Origin of the sequence: Burkholderia sp. Ac-20365, from assembly GCF_017104715.1 — a bacterium.
In the GTDB taxonomy this organism is placed as follows: domain Bacteria; phylum Pseudomonadota; class Gammaproteobacteria; order Burkholderiales; family Burkholderiaceae; genus Paraburkholderia.
On record NZ_JAAGPI010000032.1, the window covers coordinates 25317 to 43354 of the forward strand.

Below are 18038 nucleotides of genomic sequence, written 5' to 3' on the forward strand. Positions count from 1 at the left end.
CCATTGGCAGCAGTCCATCGACGGCATCAGAACGACGGACGCACCACGGACAGCGAGTAACGCCCCATGTTCACCCCGGTAATCTGGTGCGGCAGCAGACCAATGCGCCTGGCATTGTCGACGGAAGCCTGTGTCTGGTCGGTCGCGTCGGCGTATCTGTAAGTCGTTTTCTGCTGCGCCAGTTGCGCCCGGATGTCGTCATTGACCGTTTGCGGCGACGACTGTGCGAACGACGACACGGCCGGGATTGCAAGCGACACGGCAACAATCAACTGAATCATTTTCATCATCTTTCTCCGGTAGATGTTCCGCGTGCAATCTTTCGCGGCTGGAATGGAGAAAGTGTAGACGGGCATCGGCCGGCCGGTGAGGCCCAGCCGGACAATTCATTGTTGCCGGTTTCCGCACCTGCGGCGCGAATGAGGTGCGAGATCAGCGCCGAAGCGCGCCCTGCCGGCGCGCGCTGCGCGCAGTCGGAGCGTGACGTCGCTTACTGCCCCGTCACCTGCTTCCTGACAAACGCGACATAACCGTTCTGTGCCTTCAGTATCTTTTCCGCGCACTCGTCATAGTCGGAACCCTTCGCGTTGTCCGCTCCGTACATCCCGCGACACTGCGCAAACAGTGTAAGCGTCGCGCCACCCGGTCGCGCGACGCGCGTCGCCGACAACGACACCTTGCCCGAACTGTAAGGCACGTCAGCTTCGATCGACACGGCATCGGCGCGCGTGAGGGACGTGTCCGAATGCTGCTCGACGTAGCGCTTCGTCGCCACCCAGGCGGCGTCGCACTGCGCACCGTCGCAATTGACAGCCGCATTGCGCTGCGCAGCGGCAAGGCTGGTTTCGTTATGGGCGAACTCCTGCGCCTGGCGCGCCTCCTTTTCGGCGGACGAGCAACCCGCAAGCACGAGCGCGGCAAGCGCGATGACATGGATTTTTTTCACGAGCTGGGCTTCCTTTGCGACATTCGAGCGCGATTATAGCGGGGCGACAGGACCGCCCGCAGATCCTCGCGATCGTCGAAGCATCCTGCACCCGTGGCTCACGTCGAGAGCATGGCAGCAACGGCTGTTCGCCGGTTCATCGCGCCGCGCCCTTCTCCATGCAGGCGCTGTCGCGCAAACCGGCCATCCGTCGCCTGGCGATCTGCGTCATCGCGACAGGGTGTCCCACAGGAAGCGGTATTCGAGCGCCTGCGATTGCGCTGCGTCGAGCCCATCCACGCTGCCATGGCCGCCGTCCGTTTTCTCGAGAAGCCATACATGCCGATGCCCTTGCGCCTGCATCCGCGCCACCATCTTTCGCGCATGCCCCGGATGCACGCGGTCGTCGCTCGTCGATGTCGCGAACAGCACGGGTGGATAGGTGCTATCAGCGGCAACGCGGTGATACGGCGACCAGGCCGCAAGCGCCAGCGCATGATCGGGATCGTCCGGATCGCCGTATTCGTCGATCCACGAAGCCCCGGCATGCAACAGGTGATAGCGCTGCATGTCGAGCAGCGGCACCTGGCACACGACGGCGCCGAACAACTCCGGGCGCTGCACCATGCACGCAGCCACCAGCAGTCCGCCGTTACTGCCGCCCTGGATGCCGAGTTGTTCGGGCGTGGTGATGCCGTCAGCGATCAGCTTCCCCGCCACGGCAATGAAATCGTCGAATGCGCGTTGCCGGTGCTCCCGTTGCGCGGACGTGTGCCAGTCCGTGCCGAACTCTCCGCCGCCGCGAATATGGGCGATCACCGCCACGCCACCGCGCTCGAGCCAGCCGACGCCCAGCCCTGCGTCATAACCCGGCACGAGCGGCACCGCGAAACCGCCATAACCTGTCAGCAGGCAGGGGCATGGCGTCGGCGCGTCGCCTTCGAGCACCGCGCGCGGCCCGATCAACGTGTAGGCCACCTGCGTGCCGTCGCGCGATTGCGCGTGCTCGCGCCGAACAGCCAGCGACGCGGCATCGAACTGCGCTGGCCAGCGCGCCAGCAGCGAGCATTGCGTCAGGTCTTCGACAGCCAGATCGGCCAGCAGGTATTCGGGCGGCCGCAGACAGTGGTCGACATGGACATACACTTCGTCGTTAATGTCGGCCGCGATGGGCGTCAGGCCGACCTGCGACGTATCCCGCACGGGATACACGCGGGGATGCCACGACCATTCGTCGTCGGCCAACTGGCGCGGCTGCCATACGATGGTGCGACTTTCCACGTCGTCAAGCCACGATACGATCAGATAGTCGCGCGTCGCCGTCCATCCGCACGCCGACGTCATCGGGGTGGGTGCGAACAGTGTGATCAGATCGCGGCTGCCGGCCAGAAACGCCTGTTCGCGGACAGCCAGCAAACTGCCGTTCGCGTGTGTGGCGCCATCGCAGTCCCAGTCGAGCCGCGGCTGAAGCAGCAGCCATCCTTTCCAAACGCCGACCGCCACGTGCGCGGGCACGTCGAAGCGCGTCCAGCCGCCATCGCCCGATACATGGTAGGTATGTGAATCGAAGAAATCGACGGCCCGGCTCATGATATGCCGTCGCTCGACGGGATCGTAGCAACCGTCGACGCTGATATCGTCGAATTCTCCCTGAAACACGACTGGCGCTTCGGCTAGCGACGTACCACGCGTCCAGCGCCTGACCTCGCGCGGATAGCCCGACCGCGTGAGCGTGTCGCCGCCGCCGTCCCAGCCCACATAGACGGTATCGCGATCGATCCATTCGATCGAATGCTTGCCGCCTGCTTCGATGACAAACCCGTCGTCGACAAAACGGCGCTGTTCGATATCGAATTCGCGCACGACGATGGAGTCGCCGCCTTCCGGCGACAGCAGGATCAGTGCGCGATCGCCGTCGGGATAGAGGATGGCCAGGTCGGCGAGTATCCATGGCGTGCCTTCGGCGTCGCCCAGCGCATCGAAGTCCAGAATGCGTTGCCAGTCAGGCGAGCCCTCGCGCCAGCTTTTCCACGACGTGCGGCGCCACAGCCCTTTTGGATGGTTCGCGTCGGTCCATACGTCGTACGCCCAATCCTTGCAACGCGCGGGAATGACGGGCCGCTCGGCCGGCAGAAAAGCGTGCTCCAGCTTGACGACGAGATCGTCGTACAGCGGACCATCCCGCCACTCGGCATACGTGCGCCTGTTCTGCTCATCGACCCATGTGCGAGCAGCAGGGCTATCCAGGTCTTCCAGAAACAGAAACGGATCGGATTCAGGCCAGACGGATGTGCGAGTCATAGGGGATCCAGAGAACAAAAGTTACGTGACGGATAGACGAGGCGTACGCGTGTCAGGCTTCTCATTCTGGACGATGATAATGATCAGGATCGCGTATTAAATCTGTGATATGGGACAAAGTTGCGGACGAAATTATTCCACTCGACGCGGCAAGTAAATGCAAAAACGCGCGCCCCGCCGAAGCGGAGACGCGCGTTGAACACCTTCGGCAGACACAACACGCGCCCTTCCGGGCACGCGTTGCGAGACGTCCGAAAGCGGTCCGGAAGCGGCCTGGAAGCGGCTTAGAAGCGGTGACGGATACCGACCGTGCCGACCACTTGCGAATCCGACGACGAAGCGCTCACGCCGACGATGTGCGCCGTGATGTTCGAACCGCCCGTGCTGCCGACGTGCTGATACGCGGCTTCAGCATAGACATCGGTACGCTTGGACAGCGCGTAGTCCGTTTGCAGCGTGACTTGATGGTACTTCGGATCGACGCCTTCCAGGCTTGCATCGGTGTACGTGTAGGCACCCGACACCGACAGGGCCGGCGACAGTGCATAACGGCCGTTCAGTTCGAAGTTCGTGAAGTGCGCGCCCTGGCCGCCCACCGGGAGACCGCTCGTCGTGCCCGATGCCGTTGCGCCGATCGACGTCACGTTCGCCAGTTGCGTCTGCGTGAACACGAAGCCGACGTTAGCCGGACCGAACGCGTAGCTCACGCCCGCGCCGTACGTGCGTTGACGCGAAGCCGTGAACGTCGCGTCGTTGCTGACCGCGCCGCTCGAGTTGGCCGTGCCCGAATTGTTCAGTTGCAGGTACGCTGCAGCAACCTTCAGGCCGCCGAACGTATACGACGCGCCGACGCTATACGCGCGGTTGTCCGAGAAACCGCCCGCTTCATTCGAGAAGCCGTACATCGCGCCGAGCTTGAGGCCCGCGTAATCGACGCTCTGGTACTTGACCGAGTTGCTGACGCGGAACGAGTTGTTCAGGTTGTCGTTGTCGTACGGGTGCGAAGCGAGCGTGCCGCCGTATTGCGTGCCGTTCAGCGACAGCGGTCCCAGGTTGTCGACGAGATTGTCGTACTGGCGGCCGAGCGTGACCGAGCCGTACTGGTTGCTGGCGAGGCCGACGAACGCCTGGCGGCCGAACAGACGGGTGTTCTGGCCCATGTTGCCGTTCGACAGGTTAAAGCCGCTTTCCAGGGTGAAGATTGCCTTCAGGCCGTTACCCAGATCTTCCGAGCCGCGCAGGCCCCAGCGGTTGCCGTTGAGGATGCCGCTAGCCTGCTGGAAGTTGCTGTGGCCGCCGGAGTTGCTGGAATACGTGAGGCCGGTATCGAGCAGGCCGTAGAGCGTAACCGAGTTCTGGGCGTGTGCGACGCCAGCCGTGCCGATCAATGCGAGCGAGAGGGTCGAGAGTACGAGCTTTTTCATCTTTTCTCCATTATCCGATAACGAATGCTATCGTGGCGCGGAGAATATCTGATTGATCCGGCTCTGCGAGTTTATCGTTGTGTTTTAACCACCGTTTAAAAGCTTTCTCAATCTTCCCCGTAACGTCATTCGTAATTGCGGAAAATCTGGACGCCATATGAAATAGGGCGTATCCCTCTCGCGGATACGCCCCAAGTGCCTAATTCTAGCTGTTCCCGGAATACAGGCCGACGGATTTTATGGAATCGAAGTTGAACTGGCAAGTGCATCTCCACATATATTCCTTTCGGATTCTTATAATGGTAAGGTGACGCAATAAAATAGGCCCTATTTAATTTATATTAAATCAATCAATAAACAATTGATAAAGCGACCTATTGTCTTTTAACGGAATCCAGGCAATACGCCCGCGTGTTTTTTTCCCGCCAGCAACGCTTTTGCGCGCCAGCAGGCATCTGAAAGCAGGCGCTGTTACTATCGGTCGCGCCGCGCCAGCCCCCGTGCGCCCTGCACGCACGCTGCGATTCTTCCAATAACCTCACCACCGCTCCATCAGAAAGAGACATCCCGTGCATCTCACCGCAGCCCTGACTCCCTGGTCCGCTCACGACACACGCCTCGTCCTCGCGTGCGCGCTCGGCCTCGTGCTGATCATCGTCTTCATCAGCGCGCTCAAGCTTGCCCCGTTCCTGTCGATCCTGATCGGCACGTTCGCCGCGGGCTTCACCGCGCAACTGCCGCTCGAAACCGTCGCCAGTTCTTTCAGCAAGGGCGCGGGCGCGCTGCTCGGCGACGTCGGCATCATCATCGCGCTCGGTGCGATGCTCGGTGCGCTGATGGCCGATTCGGGCGCAGCCGACCGGCTCGTATCGACCATTCTCGAGCACTCGACGCCGCGCCGCCTGCCCTGGCTGATGGCGCTCGTCGCGATCATCATCGGCCTGCCGCTCTTTTTCGAAGTGGGCCTCGTGATGATGGTGCCCATCATCTTCGTGATGGCGCGCCGCTCACAGCAGCCGATATTGCGCATCGCGATTCCCGCGCTTGCCGGCATGACGACGCTGCACGCGCTGCTGCCGCCGCATCCGGGCCCGCTGATCGCCGTGAGCGCGCTGCATGCCGATCTCGGCATCACGCTTGGCCTTGGGTTGATCGTCGCGATTCCGGCGGTGATTCTCGCGGGGCCGCTGTATGGCATGGCGCTGTCCAGGCGCATGCATATCGACGAGCCCGAAGAAATGGGCAAGCTCTTTCGCGCCGAGTCGACGCAGACTGAGTTGCCCGGTTTTGTCGTGTCGCTGGTGACGATCCTGATGCCCGTCGTGCTGATGCTCGGCCGCACGGTGGCCAAGCTCGCGCTCACCAAAGACACGCTGGCGTACGACACACTCGACTTTCTCGGCGAGCCGATCATCGCGCTCGGCCTGACGGTGATCTTCGCGATCGTCGCGCTTGGCTGGTCGCGCGGTATGTCGCGGGACCGCGTCGGCGGGATTCTGCGCAAGAGCCTGCCGCCGATCGCGGCGCTCCTCCTGACCATCGGCGCGGGCGGCGGTCTCAAGCAGACGCTCGTCGCTGCGGGCATCAGCGCGACGATCGGCAAGATCGCCGTCGGCTCGCATATGCCGTTGCTGTTGCTCGCGTGGCTGATCGCCGTCGCGCTGCGTCAGGCGACGGGTTCGGCAACGGTTGCGACCACAACGACGGCAGGTATTGTCGCGCCTGTGGTGGCCGGCCTGTCGGCGACGCACAACTCGCTGATGGCGCTCGCGATCGGCGCGGGCTCGGTGTTCTTCTGCCACGTCAACGACGCGGGCTTCTGGATGGTGCGCGAATACTTCGGGCTGAAGCTGAAGCAGACCGTGTTCGTCTGGTCGATCCTGCAGACGATCGTGTCGGTGGTTGGGCTGGCGGGGACGCTGGTGTTGTGGGGGCTATTGGGCTGACAGCGCTTCAACGTTCGCTGCGCAAACCCAGAACCTGCAGATAAGTGTCCAGCGAACGCTGAATGGCTTGCGCGACGAGTTGCGTGATCGCGGTGTAGTCGCCCGTTACGCAGGCCTCGTCGAGCGCGTCGTAGTAGGCGAGCCGATCTTCCTTGCGGATGATCGCGGGCGGATAGCCCGCCTTCATCAACTCGAAATTCAGCAGCAGGCGTCCTGTGCGACCGTTCCCGTCCACGAAGGGATGAATCTTGACGAAGCGCGTGTGCAGTTCGGCTGCGCGGGTGATCGGATGCAGCGCGTCCGCCTGAGTGTGCCACTCGACGAGGGACGCCATGTCGGCGGCCAAATGGAGAAAATCGGGCGGCGTCGTGCTGGCGCCTGCAATCACCACGTTCTCCTGGCGATATCGTCCTGCTTCGCCGTCGTCGATGCCTTTGAGGACGAGCGCATGGATGTTGCGGATTTGCCATTCGGACAAGGGCTCCTGCTTCGCAACAAGCTCCTCGACATAAAGAATCGCATCGCGATGGTTGGTCGCCTCGAAATGCTCGCGAAGCGACTTGCCTCCTACCGTTATCCCCTCCAGTACGACTTTGGTTTCGCGAAGTGTGAGCGTGTTGCCCTCGATCGCATTTGAGTGATACGTCCACTCCAGCGCGAGCTTCTCGCGCAGCGTCGCAAGCGTATGCCTGGGCAACGGGCGTGCCGCATCGAGCTTTGACTTGTCGTTATCGATCGCCTCGAAGGGCGCGGGAGGGTGCGTTGTCATCGGCGTGCTGAGCGCGAAAGGATGTCTGTTCGGTGATGCGCGTGTGAGAAATCATAGCATTGCCCCTGCTCACGACACCTCAAGCAGTCGTACTGTCAATCCACAATCTCCGGCGCCTCGATCGCCCGCATCAGCAGTTCGACAAATGTCTGCATCGCCTGCGGCAGCGTGCGCCCGGCCATCGTCTGAACCTGCAGCGTGCGCTGATGCAACTCGGCGTTCGAGATCGGAATCGCCGCCAGCCCGTCCACCTCGAGCCGGCTGCGCACGGTCAGATAGCCCGTCAGCGTGACGGCATCGGTGAGGCGCACGAAGCTCTGCAACGCCGCATGGTAGTTGCTGACGAAGAGCGGCTCGAAGATCAGTCCTTCCAGACTGCACGCGATATCGAACAGTTGCCGGATCGTCACGCCCTGGTTGTCCATCGCGATCGGCCACGCGGTGAGGTCTTTCAGCGACACCGACTCGCGCGCAGCAAGCGGATGCCCGCGCCGCACCAGTGCGTAAATCGGCGCGCGCTGCGAGTAATGCACGTTGATCTCCTTCTCGGGCGCGATGCTGAAGCACACGGCGATATCGGCGGTCCCTTCCCGCACGCGCTGCGTCGCCACGGAAGGCGCGGACACGTCGAGCTGAAAATGCGTCGACGGATAGGTCTTCAGGAAATGCGCGAACACCTGCGGCAGAAAATGCGGCGCGACACCTTCTGAACTCGCGACGCGTATGGTCGCGCGCCCTTCCTCGCTCAAGCCGCGAATCTCGCCGACCACGCGTTCGGTTTCGAGCACGCTGCGCCGCGCGTGTTCGGCCAGCAGCCGGCCTGCATCGCTGAGCACCATGCCGCGCGGACGCCGTTCGAATAACGGCGTGCCCAGTTCCTCCTCGAGCTTGCCGATCTGCCGGCTCAATGCCGACACGGCGACATAAAGCCGTTCCGACGCCTTGCTCAGCGACCCGCTGCGGGCCACTTCCAGAAAGTAACGCAGTGCTGTGTTGTCCATTGAGCGCCTCGCCGCTTTGCCGTTTCGGCAACGATTCGTGGCAAATATTGTAATTGTGCAGAAATATCGGCGACCGCAGCATCGGCTCGACTACTACCCCCACAAAGCCAAGGAGATACGTCGTTGACTCGTGAAATCGCCATCCAATCCGCGGCCAGCCAGTACGATTCAGGCCGTTTTCTCGATGATCTGCGCCGCCGCGTCGCGTATCGCACGGAGAGCCAGGAGTCCGACAGCGGCGCGCGCCTGCGCGGCTACCTCGACGACGAACTGACGCCGCTGCTCACGCAATGGGGCTTCACCTGCCGCGTGGTCGATAACCCGGCACAAGGCGCCGGTCCATTTCTGATCGCGCATCGCCACGAAGACGACGCCCTACCGACCGTGCTCAGCTATGGCCACGGCGACGTCGTGCGCGGCTACGATGCGCAGTGGCGCAACGGCCTCTCGCCGTGGGACGTCACCGTCGAAGGCGAACGCTGGTATGGCCGCGGCACCGCCGACAACAAAGGCCAGCACAGCATCAACCTCGCCGCGCTCAAAGCCGTGCTCGACGCACGCGGCGGCAAGCTCGGCTTCAACCTGAAGCTGCTGTTCGAAACGGGAGAAGAAGTCGGCTCGCCCGGCCTGCACGCGCTGTGCACGCAACTGCGCGACGAACTCGCCGCCGACGTGCTGATCGCCTCCGACGGCCCGCGTCTGTCCGCGCATCGTCCGACGCTCTTTCTCGGCTCGCGTGGCCTCGTCAACTTCAAGCTCGAACTGACGCTGCGCGACGGCGGCCACCATTCGGGTAACTGGGGCGGGCTGCTGCGCAATCCGGGCGTGGTGCTCGCGAGCGCGATTGCATCGATGGTCGATGCGAACGGCCAGATTCTCGTCGAAGGTCTGCGCCCGCCGCCCATTCCCGATTCCGTGCGCCGCGCGCTTGCCGATATCCGCGTAGGCGGCAATCCGGGCGAGCCGACTGTCGATACCGACTACGGCGAACCGGGCCTGACGCCGACAGAACGCGTGTTCGGCTGGAACAACCTCGAAGTGCTCGCGTTCCGCACGGGCAACCCCGACAAACCCGTCAACGCGATTCCGCCGTCGGCGGTCGCGTACATGCAGATCCGCTTCGTGGTCGGCACCGAGTGGCAGAAGCTGGAGTCGATCGTCCGCGCGCATCTCGACAAACACGGCTTCGGTATGGTCGAACTGGACGTCGAACGCGGTGCGCCCGCGACGCGCGTCGATCCCGACAACGCGTGGGTGCAATGGGCGCTGCGCTCGCTGCGCGAAACCACGGGCGACGAACCCGTGCTGCTGCCGAACCTCGGCGGCACGCTGCCCAACGACGTCTTCGCCGACGTGCTCGGCATGCCGACGCTGTGGGTGCCGCACTCGTACCCCGGCTGCTCGCAGCACGCGCCGAACGAGCATCTGCTCGGTCCCGTCGTACGCGACGGGCTGCGCATCATGGCAGGTCTTTTCTGGGATCTCGGCGCGCAGCAAGCCGACGCCCTCAACCCCGCACCGCATGTTTCGACAACCCTTGCCTGAGGACGTCGCAATGAACGTGGATTCCGTCACCGCCCATCACCCTGCTCACCCGGCTCACCCGCCTCACGATACAACGCAGACATCGTCGCACCCAGCGTCGGGCGCAAGCGTGTCGCGCCTGATCATCGCGACATCGATCGGCAATGCGCTCGAGTTCTACGATCTGATCGCATACGGTTACTTCGCGACCACGCTGTCCAAGCTCTTCTTCCCGACCAACAACGCCACCATCTCGCTGCTGCTCACGCTCGGCACCTTCGCGCTGTCGTATCTCGCGCGGCCGATCGGTGCGCTCGTGCTCGGCTCGTATAGCGACCGCAAGGGGCGCAAGGCGTCGCTGACGCTATCCATTGCGATGATGACGATTGGCACGGGCATGGTCGCGCTGATGCCGACGTATGCAACCATCGGCTTGCTCGCGCCGATCGGCATTTTCGTGTCGCGGCTTTTGCAGGGCTTTTCGGCGGGCGGCGAGTTCGGCAGCTCGACGGCATTTCTGATCGAGCACGCGCCGCATCGCAGCGGCTTCATGTCGAGCTGGCAGTTCTCCAGCCAGGGCGCCAGCACGCTGCTCGCGTCGGCGTTCGGCGCGGTACTGACGGGCATGCTGACGCAGCCGCAACTGGAAGGCTGGGGTTGGCGTATTCCGTTTCTGTTCGGCATGCTGATCGGGCCGGTCGGTTTGTATATCCGCCAGCGCATCGACGAAACGCCCGAATTCGAGCGCATCGAAAAGGCCGAATCGCCCATCCGCGAACTGCTTGCGACGCAGAAATCGCGCGTGCTCGTGTCGATCGGCGCGCTGGTGCTGACGACCACGGCCAACTACATGATTCTCTACATGCCGACATATGCAGCGCGGCAACTCGGGCTGGCGCCGTCGTCGGGCTTCATCGCGACGCTGATGGCCGGGTTGATCGTCACGGTGCTTACGCCGCTCGTCGGCCACTGGTCGGACAAGGTGGGCCGCACGCGCATCATGCTGGGTGCGGGCGCACTGTTCTTCGTAACGGTGTATCCCGCCTTCATGTTCATGAACGCGCACCCGTCGTTGCCGACGCTGCTCGCCGCCGTCATCTGGGTCGCGCTGCTGAAGGCCACCTACTTCGCGCCGATTCCCGCGCTGATGGCCGAACTGTTCCCGACCCGCACGCGCACCACGGGCATGGCATTCGGCTACAACATCGGCACAACGATATTCGGCGGCTTCACGCCGCTCGCCGTCGCGTCGCTGATCGCGGCAACGGGTAACAATCTCGCACCGGGTCTTTATCTGATGATGGCCGCTGTCGTCAGCCTGCTGACGCTGGTCTATGCACGCGCACGGCTGAATGCGCACTGAACCGAACGATTGAAGGAACCGTCACGTATGCAACACGATTTGCCGCAGGAAATCAGGGACGCCATCCAGTTTTCGATCGACCACGAATCGCCGTGGGACCGCAACGCCGATGGCAAATTCGGCGTGCACGTGAACGATCCGCCGCCGTGGAACCGGCTGCTCGGGCCGATTCACGACCGTGGTCCCGTATCGGGCGCGGTCGCGGTCGACGGCCGGCTGCTCTCGACATGGGGCGAGCCGGATCGCGCCGATCTCACGTTCAGCATCGCGAAGACCTATCTCGCGTTGCTCGCGGGCGTCGCGCACGACCGCGGCCTGCTGCCCGATCCCGACGAGCCGGTACGCGTACGCGTGCCCGGCATCGGTTTCGACGATGATCACAACGCGCCCATCACATGGACGCACCTGCTGCAGCAGACGAGCGAATGGCAAGGCAAGTGTTTCGGACTGTCCGACCAGGCCGACCACTATCGCGCGGTGACGTTCGGCGATCCGCCCAATGGCAAGAAAGGCGATCCGCGCCCGTTGCAGCAAGCCGGCACGTACTGGGAATACAACGACGTGCGCATCAACCAGCTATCGCTCGCGTTGCTGCATCTGTTCGGCAAGCCGTTACCCGAGGTATTTCGCGAGGCGATCATGCGGCCTGTCGGCGCAAGCGAAAACTGGCAATGGGTCGGTTATGACGACGCGTGGCTCGAACTCGGAGGCCGGCGCGTGCAATCGGTGCCGGGCGGCTCGCACTGGGGCGGCGGCATGTCGGTAAGCGCGAACGATCAACTGAAAGTCGCGCAGATGCTGCTTGACGGTGGCGTCGCCAAGGGACACCGCGTGCTATCGGCTGAATGGATCACGCGGATGCAAACGCCTTGTGCGCTGGCCTCGTACTACGGTTATCTGGTGTGGCTCAACACGGGGCGCCGTGTCTTTCCGAGCGTGCCGGAGACGAGTTACTTCGGCGTCGGCGCGGGCAGTTCGTTCATGTGGATCGAGCCGCAGCGCCGGATCGCATTGATCGTGCGCTGGCTCGATTCGCAGTTCGCGGACGCGTTCTTCGGCAAGATGCTGAACGCGATCGATACCGTGTGCTCGCGCTAACGCCTCGACACGACGCAGCAATCAGTCCTGCGCCGGGACGTTGAACGGCTTGCCCGGCGTATGGACCCAGCTTGCAAGGACTTTCGCGCCGGATGGGCCCGCCGTCGTGACGTGCACGACATAGGCCGGCAACGCGAATGATTCGCCCGCGTGATACACGTGCGGCGCCTTGCCCTCGATCTCCACAGTGACCTCGCCTTCCAGCACGTAGCAGAGTTCCGGCCCCGTTGCCTTGTGACGCGGCTTCGACGCGCGCGGTGGAAATTCGGCGATGCCCATGCCCAGTTCGCGATCGGTCTGCACGACGGGCGCCCGTTGCAGCACGAGCGTCTCCTTTGCTTCTGATGTCGTGTCGGCGGCTTGTGCATTTAACGCAAAAACACCTGACACAAGCGCCGCGGCGATGAATCGACACCGCTTCATCGCTGCTCCAGCGACGTCAAGATTTTATGCGCGGCGGCAACCCGGTCCAGAATCGGGAAGTTGCGATTGCCGAGTATCACGATGCCCATGCGCTTTTGCGGCACGAACGCCACATACGACCCGAAGCCGTTGGTCGAACCCGTCTTGTTGATCCACACGTCGTCTCTCGGCGCTACGGGCGGCGTGATGGCGGTAACGGGATTGGCGTCGAGTGCCATCGAGGGCGCGTTGCCTTCCATCAACGCGGTCAATGCCACTGGATAGGGATATTGTTCCCAGATCAGATCCTGCGTCATCGGGCCTGCCTTGAAGTAGCCGGTATGCGTGTCGACGATTGCCCGTTGCAGTTGCGGGTCGAGCTTGACCTGCTTCATGTTGGCATCGATAAAACGCAGCATGTCGGGGGCTGTCGATTTGACGCCGTACGCCTGCGCAGCCAGCACGCCGCCCGCCATGCGGATCGGTTTGCCGTCCTTCGTATAGCCTTGCGCGTAATCGGCTGCGCGCCCGGCGGGTACATCGATGAAGCTGTTCTTCAAGCCGAGCGCCGGAAATAGCCGCCGCTCGATCAGCACGGTGAAGTCCTGCCCCATGCTCTTCGCGGCGATCGCACCCAGCGTGCCGATTCCGGGATTCGCGTAGGTCCGGTAGGTGCCGGCCGCGTAGGCCGGGCGCCACGCCTTGAAATAGCGCATCAGTTGCGCGTCGTTGTGAATCTCGTCGGGAACCTGCAACGGCAGGCCACCTGGCGTATGCGTGCCTAGATTGAGCAGGCTGACCTTGCCGAACGGCGTGCCGCGCAGCGTCGGCAGATACTTGTCGACGTCATCGCTCAACGACAACTGCCCGTCGACTTGCGCCCATTGCGCCAACGTCGCCGTGAAAGTCTTGCTCACCGAGCCGAGTTCGAACAGCGTGGCATCGGTGACAGGCTTACCCGTTTCCGTCGATGCAACGCCGTAGTTGAACACCTGCGCCCGCCCATCGACTATCACACCGACGGCCATACCGGGAATCTTGTCCTTCGACATCATCGGCTCGATGACGGCATCGACGGTCTGTTTGATGCGCTCGTGCGACACGTCGGCCGCGCGACTCACCGCGGATACGCCAAGCGCGCACAACATCGCCACGACACGCATGCTGCCCATTACACCTTTCATGTTCTGATTTCCTTGCGTTCAGACTTGAGCCAAGAGCGCGCCGACCTGTGCGATCGCTGCGTCCCGTTGCGTCGATTCGACCTGTGTCGCGCCCGTCAGATACACCACAGCCAGGATGGGTGCGCGCCCATCCGGCCAGATGATCGCGACATCGTTCGAGGTACCGCGCTCGCCCGTGCCCGTCTTGTCACCGACGCGCCAGTCCTTCGGCAAGCCGGCGCGCAGGCGTGCATCGCCCGTCTTGTTGGCGATGAGCCACGCGGTTAACTGCTCGCGCGAAGCAGCCGTCAAGCGGTCACCGAGCAGCAGCGTATGCATGTCGGTGAGCATGGCTGCCGGCGTCGATGTATCGCGCGGATCGCCTGCGAGCGCTTCGTTGAGCGTCGGTTCGGTGCGGTCGAGCCGCGTCACCTTGTCGCCGATACTGCGCGCGAACGCCGTCAGCGCTGCCTGTCCGCCGATGCTCTCCAGCAGCAGATTCGCCGCCGTATTGTCGCTGCGCGTGATGGCCGCTTCGCACAGTTCGGCGACCGTCATCCCGTCGCCGCCCGCGCGCGGACCGCTGACGGGCGAATTCGCCACCACGACGTCCTTCGAAAACACGATTTTTCGCCCAAGCTCTTCTTTGCCTTGATCCTTGCGCGCCAGCACGGCCGACGCGAGCAGCAGCTTGAACGTGCTGCACATCGGAAAGCGCTCGTGCAGGCGCCAGCCTTGCAGCCTCGTGCCGGAAGTATCGAGTATGGCGACGCCCAGGCGGCCACCCGTCTGCGCTTCGATCTTCGCAAGCTGCCGCTCAAAAGCGCTTGTAGAAGGCACTCCGCGCGGTGCCGATGCCGCGCCCGCGCCGAACGCCTGAACGGCAACACCCGCTAACCCGCCGCCTATCAATGTGAATGTGAACTGTCGCCTCGTGACCATTGCTCCTCCTGAAGAGCCGCCACTATCGCGTTTCCGCCCTCGCCTGACAAACGATGATAAATTGCTCTTAGCCCCAGAAATTCTTATGTCTCGATCATGCGACCGTATCTCCCGCTGAACGCGCTGCGCGCGTTCGAATCGTCGGCCCGGCATCTGAGCTTCACGCGCGCCGCGCTGGAACTGAACGTCACGCAGGCGGCCGTCAGCCAGCAGGTGCGCATGCTCGAAGAACGGCTGGGCGCGACGCTCTTCAAGCGCCTGCCGCGCGGTCTCGCGATCACGGATGAAGGTCTCGCACTGCGACCCGTACTCAGCGACGCGTTCGACCGCATCGAAGCCGTGCTGAGGCAATTCGAAGGCGGGCATTTTCATGAAGTGCTGACGGTCGGCGCCGTCGGGACGTTCGCGGTCGGCTGGTTGATGCCGCGTCTGAAGGCCTTTCACGACGCGCATCCGTTCGTCGAGTTGCGCCTCTTGACCAACAACAATCTCGTCGATCTCGCCGCCGAAGGTCTCGACTTCGCGATCCGTTTCGGCGACGGCACGTGGCCCGGTTCGCGCGCGCAAAAGCTGTTCGATGCGCCGCTCTCGGTGCTCTGCACACCCGATATCGCGCAGCGTCTTCACACACCCGCCGATCTCGCCGGAGAAAAGCTGTTGCGCTCGTATCGCGCGGACGACTGGGCAAACTGGTTCGCAGCCGCAGGCCTCGCGCCGCGTCCCGTGCGTGGGCCCGTGTTCGATTCATCGCGATTGATGGTGGAAGCCGCGATGCAAGGCGCGGGCGTCGCGCTCGCACCTGCTTCGATGTTCGAACGCGATCTGTCGATGGGACGCCTCGCGCGCCCGTTCGATATCGACGTGCAAGCGGGCAGCTACTGGCTCACCTGGCAAAAGGCGAAACCGGCCACGCCCGCGATGCGCGCGTTCAGTCAGTGGATCGTGAAAGAAGCGGATGAAGGCGCAGCGAACGCCGCTGCGCCGGATGAACTTACTTCGCGAGAAACGCGAGCACCATCTGGTTGAACTTGCCGGCGTGCTCCCACTGCGCCCAGTGACCGCAGCGGCCAAACACGTGCAGATCGGCATCGGGCATGCCCCACACCAGCCGAAGGCCGACATCCATCGGCACGAAACGGTCGTCGCGGCCCCAGATCACCAGCGCAGTCGACTTGATCTCGTTCAGCCGATGCCCGTAGTCGGGAAACTGCTTCGGGTTCGCGGCAAGACTCTTGACGAAGTTCTCCAGGTGATCGCGCCGCGCGAGGATGTTCGCGAGACGCGTCTGCATCAACTCTTCCGTCATCATGCTCGCGTCATACACGAACACGTTGAGCATCTTCTTCAGATTCTCCAGCGTCGGTTCACGATACAGGCCTTGCAGCAGCTTGATGCCTTCCGTCGGCATCGGCACGAACTGGCTCGGGCCGCCTGTGCCGCCGCCCATCAGCACGAGCTTGCCGACCGCTTGCGGATACGACAGCGCGAACGCCACCGCGCTATGTCCGCCCATCGAGTTGCCGACGATATGCACGCGCTGCACGCCGATCGTATCGAGCACGGCCTTCAGCACGCGTGCATTGAGATCCGATCGAGAGCCCGTGCAAACGATCGAATCGCTCTTGCCCCAACCCGGGCAGTCGAGCAGGATCACGCGATACCCCGCGTCGACGAACGCATCCACGTTGCGGTTGAAGTTCGCCCAGCCGGTCGCGCCCGGTCCCGAGCCGTGCAGCATCACGACGGTTTCGTGACCGTCGCCCGCGTCGTTGTAGTGCAGGCGGAGTTCCGTCTCGCCTTCCATCACGCTCACGAACTTGCTCGTGTCTGCTTCGCTTCGTGCTTGCATCGTTGTCATTTGAGGTTCCTTCAATTCAGATTGATTCGGTACTCACAGCGGGAGACGCAACGAGCGTCTCCCGCGGGAATTTCGCGACCACCACCAGCGCGCCGATCGCTGCAATCGCGACCAGCGGAATGCTCGCGGCGACGAGCATCGACGGACCTTGTCCGAGTGCGAACAGTTGCCCCGCCACCAGCGGACCGACGATCGAGCCGACCCGTCCGACGGCAACCGCCGCGCCGACACCCGTGCCACGCACCCGCGTCGGATACGCGCTGCCCGCCAGCGCATACAGCACCGACTGCCCGCCGACGAGGAACAGCCCCGCAAGCAGCCCGCCACATGCCATCGACAAACTGCCCGTCGCGCCCGCCAGCGCTGCCAGCGCCGCGACGATGCCGATATACATGCCCGTCACCGTCGGCTTCTTGCCGATGCGATCCATCAGGCTCGCGATCACAATGGCGCCGATGCCGCCGCCGATGTTGAACATCATCTGCACGACGCTTGCCTGCACCCGTGTCAGGCCGCGTGCGAGCACCATCGACGGCAGCCAGTTGATCAGGAAGTACAGCACGATCAGCGTGCCGAGATAGCTGACCCACAGCGCGAGCGTCGTACCGGCGCGGCCTTCTTTCCACAGCGCCTGCGCAACACTCGCCGACGCATCGCGCTGCGCGCCGAGCGCGATGAAGTGCGTCGACTCCTTCATGAAGATCGCGAGCAGCGGCAAGGTCAGCAACGGCCCGATGCCGCCGACGTAAAAGATATGCCGCCAGCCTTCATCGCCTGGACTGACGATGCCGATCACCGCCGCGAGTGCAGCGCCGAACGGCATGCCGCAGTACATCGCGCCCACAGCCGTGCTGCGCTGGTCGGGATGTGCCGCTTCCGCGCACAGCGCGATCAGGTTCGGCATCGCCGCGCCAAGGCCGAGGCCGGTCAGAAAGCGCGCTGCGAGCAAGCTGTTCAGATCCCACACCTGCGTCGTCGCGATCGAAAACACGCCGAACAATGCGACGGATAACATCAGCACGCGCTTGCGCCCGATGCGGTCAGCCAGCCTTCCACCGATAGCCGCACCCGGCAGCAGACCAAGCGCGCCGATGCTGAACGCCCAGCCAAGCTGCGCAACCGCGAGGTGAAATTCGCGCGCCATGCGCGGCGCGGCGACACCTGTCGATTGCAGGTCGAGCCCTTCGAGCAGCGCGACCACGAGGCACAGGCCGATCGTGAGCGCGCCGCCTGTGCGGGTGGGCAGATTCGTTGACGCTTTCATGTAAGTCTCCAATGTGAATTGAGCGGCGCTCTTGCTGGCGCTTCGCTTCGGGTCGGTG

16 protein-coding genes are annotated in these 18038 nt (G+C 63.4%); 5 read left to right on the forward strand and 11 right to left on the reverse strand.

What is annotated here, in order from left to right:
• Positions 1 to 26: 26 nt before the first annotated feature.
• The 4 genes from G3O01_RS34820 to G3O01_RS34835 all read right to left on the reverse strand — a co-directional run bounded on the left by G3O01_RS34820 (position 27) and on the right by G3O01_RS34835 (position 4650).
• Positions 27 to 290: a hypothetical protein gene (locus G3O01_RS34820; RefSeq protein ID WP_241024531.1), complete on the reverse strand. Its 264-nt coding sequence runs from the start codon at positions 288 to 290 to the stop codon at positions 27 to 29.
• 200 nt (positions 291 to 490) lie between these two features.
• The gene (locus G3O01_RS34825) at positions 491 to 946 is read right to left on the reverse strand and encodes a lipoprotein (RefSeq protein WP_205811535.1); all 456 of its coding nucleotides are present in this window, start codon (positions 944 to 946) and stop codon (positions 491 to 493) included.
• Between the two features lie 207 nt (positions 947 to 1153).
• Positions 1154 to 3226, reverse strand: a complete 2073-nt coding sequence (locus G3O01_RS34830) for a prolyl oligopeptidase family serine peptidase (RefSeq protein WP_205811536.1) — start codon at positions 3224 to 3226, stop codon at positions 1154 to 1156.
• Between the two features lie 284 nt (positions 3227 to 3510).
• Positions 3511 to 4650: a porin gene (locus G3O01_RS34835; protein ID WP_205811537.1), complete on the reverse strand. Its 1140-nt coding sequence runs from the start codon at positions 4648 to 4650 to the stop codon at positions 3511 to 3513.
• A gap of 569 nt (positions 4651 to 5219) precedes the next feature.
• Here G3O01_RS34835 and G3O01_RS34840 point away from each other — a divergent pair.
• The gene (locus tag G3O01_RS34840; RefSeq protein ID WP_205811538.1) at positions 5220 to 6596 is read left to right on the forward strand and encodes a gluconate:H+ symporter; all 1377 of its coding nucleotides are present in this window, start codon (positions 5220 to 5222) and stop codon (positions 6594 to 6596) included.
• A 7-nt stretch (positions 6597 to 6603) separates the two neighbouring features.
• On the opposite strand, the gene G3O01_RS34845 is transcribed toward G3O01_RS34840, so the two are convergent.
• Together G3O01_RS34845 and G3O01_RS34850 are read right to left on the reverse strand one after the other, a co-directional pair.
• Positions 6604 to 7365 (reverse strand): Fic family protein, encoded by a 762-nt coding sequence (locus tag G3O01_RS34845; RefSeq protein WP_205811539.1) that lies wholly within the window; start codon positions 7363 to 7365, stop codon positions 6604 to 6606.
• Between the two features lie 95 nt (positions 7366 to 7460).
• Positions 7461 to 8366, reverse strand: coding sequence for a LysR family transcriptional regulator (locus G3O01_RS34850; protein WP_205811540.1), 906 nt, complete (start codon positions 8364 to 8366; stop codon positions 7461 to 7463).
• A gap of 123 nt (positions 8367 to 8489) precedes the next feature.
• Here G3O01_RS34850 and G3O01_RS34855 point away from each other — a divergent pair, with 123 nt between their 5' ends.
• From G3O01_RS34855 to G3O01_RS34865, 3 genes are read left to right on the forward strand one after another with little or no spacing between them, the layout of a single operon-like run.
• On the forward strand, positions 8490 to 9911 hold the full coding sequence (locus G3O01_RS34855; RefSeq protein WP_205811541.1) for a M20 family metallopeptidase: 1422 nt from the start codon (positions 8490 to 8492) through the stop codon (positions 9909 to 9911).
• 10 nt (positions 9912 to 9921) lie between these two features.
• Positions 9922 to 11253: an MFS transporter gene (locus tag G3O01_RS34860; RefSeq protein ID WP_205811542.1), complete on the forward strand. Its 1332-nt coding sequence runs from the start codon at positions 9922 to 9924 to the stop codon at positions 11251 to 11253.
• 27 nt (positions 11254 to 11280) lie between these two features.
• On the forward strand, positions 11281 to 12351 hold the full coding sequence (locus G3O01_RS34865) for a serine hydrolase (protein WP_205811543.1): 1071 nt from the start codon (positions 11281 to 11283) through the stop codon (positions 12349 to 12351).
• A gap of 21 nt (positions 12352 to 12372) precedes the next feature.
• Here G3O01_RS34865 and G3O01_RS34870 read toward each other — a convergent pair whose 3' ends face one another.
• The 3 genes from G3O01_RS34870 to bla are packed head-to-tail and all read right to left on the reverse strand — an operon-like array spanning position 12373 to position 14858.
• On the reverse strand, positions 12373 to 12774 hold the full coding sequence (locus tag G3O01_RS34870; RefSeq protein ID WP_205811544.1) for a cupin domain-containing protein: 402 nt from the start codon (positions 12772 to 12774) through the stop codon (positions 12373 to 12375).
• A complete protein-coding gene (gene ampC / locus G3O01_RS34875; RefSeq protein ID WP_346779243.1) occupies positions 12771 to 13901 on the reverse strand; it encodes a class C beta-lactamase in 1131 nt (376 codons plus the stop codon). The genes G3O01_RS34870 and ampC overlap by 4 nt, the downstream gene beginning before the upstream one ends.
• Before the next feature lie 54 nt (positions 13902 to 13955).
• A complete protein-coding gene (gene bla / locus G3O01_RS34880; RefSeq protein WP_205811546.1) occupies positions 13956 to 14858 on the reverse strand; it encodes a class A beta-lactamase in 903 nt (300 codons plus the stop codon).
• Positions 14859 to 14954: 96 nt separating this feature from the next.
• Between bla and G3O01_RS34885 the strand changes: the two genes are divergently transcribed.
• Positions 14955 to 15884 (forward strand): LysR family transcriptional regulator, encoded by a 930-nt coding sequence (locus G3O01_RS34885; RefSeq protein ID WP_241024532.1) that lies wholly within the window; start codon positions 14955 to 14957, stop codon positions 15882 to 15884.
• On the opposite strand, the gene G3O01_RS34890 is transcribed toward G3O01_RS34885, so the two are convergent.
• Both G3O01_RS34890 and mhpT read right to left on the reverse strand, forming a co-directional pair.
• Positions 15850 to 16716: an alpha/beta fold hydrolase gene (locus tag G3O01_RS34890; protein ID WP_205811547.1), complete on the reverse strand. Its 867-nt coding sequence runs from the start codon at positions 16714 to 16716 to the stop codon at positions 15850 to 15852. The two genes, G3O01_RS34885 and G3O01_RS34890, sit on opposite strands and share 35 nt — an antisense overlap.
• A 16-nt stretch (positions 16717 to 16732) precedes the next feature.
• The gene (gene mhpT, locus G3O01_RS34895; protein ID WP_205811548.1) at positions 16733 to 17980 is read right to left on the reverse strand and encodes a 3-(3-hydroxy-phenyl)propionate transporter MhpT; all 1248 of its coding nucleotides are present in this window, start codon (positions 17978 to 17980) and stop codon (positions 16733 to 16735) included.
• Positions 17981 to 18038 lie beyond the last annotated feature (58 nt).

Coding starts and splice junctions, on each gene's coding strand:
- G3O01_RS34820 (WP_241024531.1), bottom strand. CDS start 290: ATGATGAAAATGATTCAGTTGATTGTTGCCGTGTCGCTTGCAATCCCG.
- G3O01_RS34830 (WP_205811536.1), bottom strand. CDS start 3,226: ATGACTCGCACATCCGTCTGGCCTGAATCCGATCCGTTTCTGTTTCTG.
- G3O01_RS34835 (WP_205811537.1), bottom strand. CDS start 4,650: ATGAAAAAGCTCGTACTCTCGACCCTCTCGCTCGCATTGATCGGCACG.
- G3O01_RS34845 (WP_205811539.1), bottom strand. CDS start 7,365: ATGACAACGCACCCTCCCGCGCCCTTCGAGGCGATCGATAACGACAAG.
- G3O01_RS34850 (WP_205811540.1), bottom strand. CDS start 8,366: ATGGACAACACAGCACTGCGTTACTTTCTGGAAGTGGCCCGCAGCGGG.
- G3O01_RS34860 (WP_205811542.1), top strand. CDS start 9,922: ATGAACGTGGATTCCGTCACCGCCCATCACCCTGCTCACCCGGCTCAC.
- G3O01_RS34865 (WP_205811543.1), top strand. CDS start 11,281: ATGCAACACGATTTGCCGCAGGAAATCAGGGACGCCATCCAGTTTTCG.
- G3O01_RS34870 (WP_205811544.1), bottom strand. CDS start 12,774: ATGAAGCGGTGTCGATTCATCGCCGCGGCGCTTGTGTCAGGTGTTTTT.
- ampC (WP_346779243.1), bottom strand. CDS start 13,901: ATGTTGTGCGCGCTTGGCGTATCCGCGGTGAGTCGCGCGGCCGACGTG.
- bla (WP_205811546.1), bottom strand. CDS start 14,858: ATGGTCACGAGGCGACAGTTCACATTCACATTGATAGGCGGCGGGTTA.
- G3O01_RS34885 (WP_241024532.1), top strand. CDS start 14,955: ATGCGACCGTATCTCCCGCTGAACGCGCTGCGCGCGTTCGAATCGTCG.
- G3O01_RS34890 (WP_205811547.1), bottom strand. CDS start 16,716: ATGACAACGATGCAAGCACGAAGCGAAGCAGACACGAGCAAGTTCGTG.
- mhpT (WP_205811548.1), bottom strand. CDS start 17,980: ATGAAAGCGTCAACGAATCTGCCCACCCGCACAGGCGGCGCGCTCACG.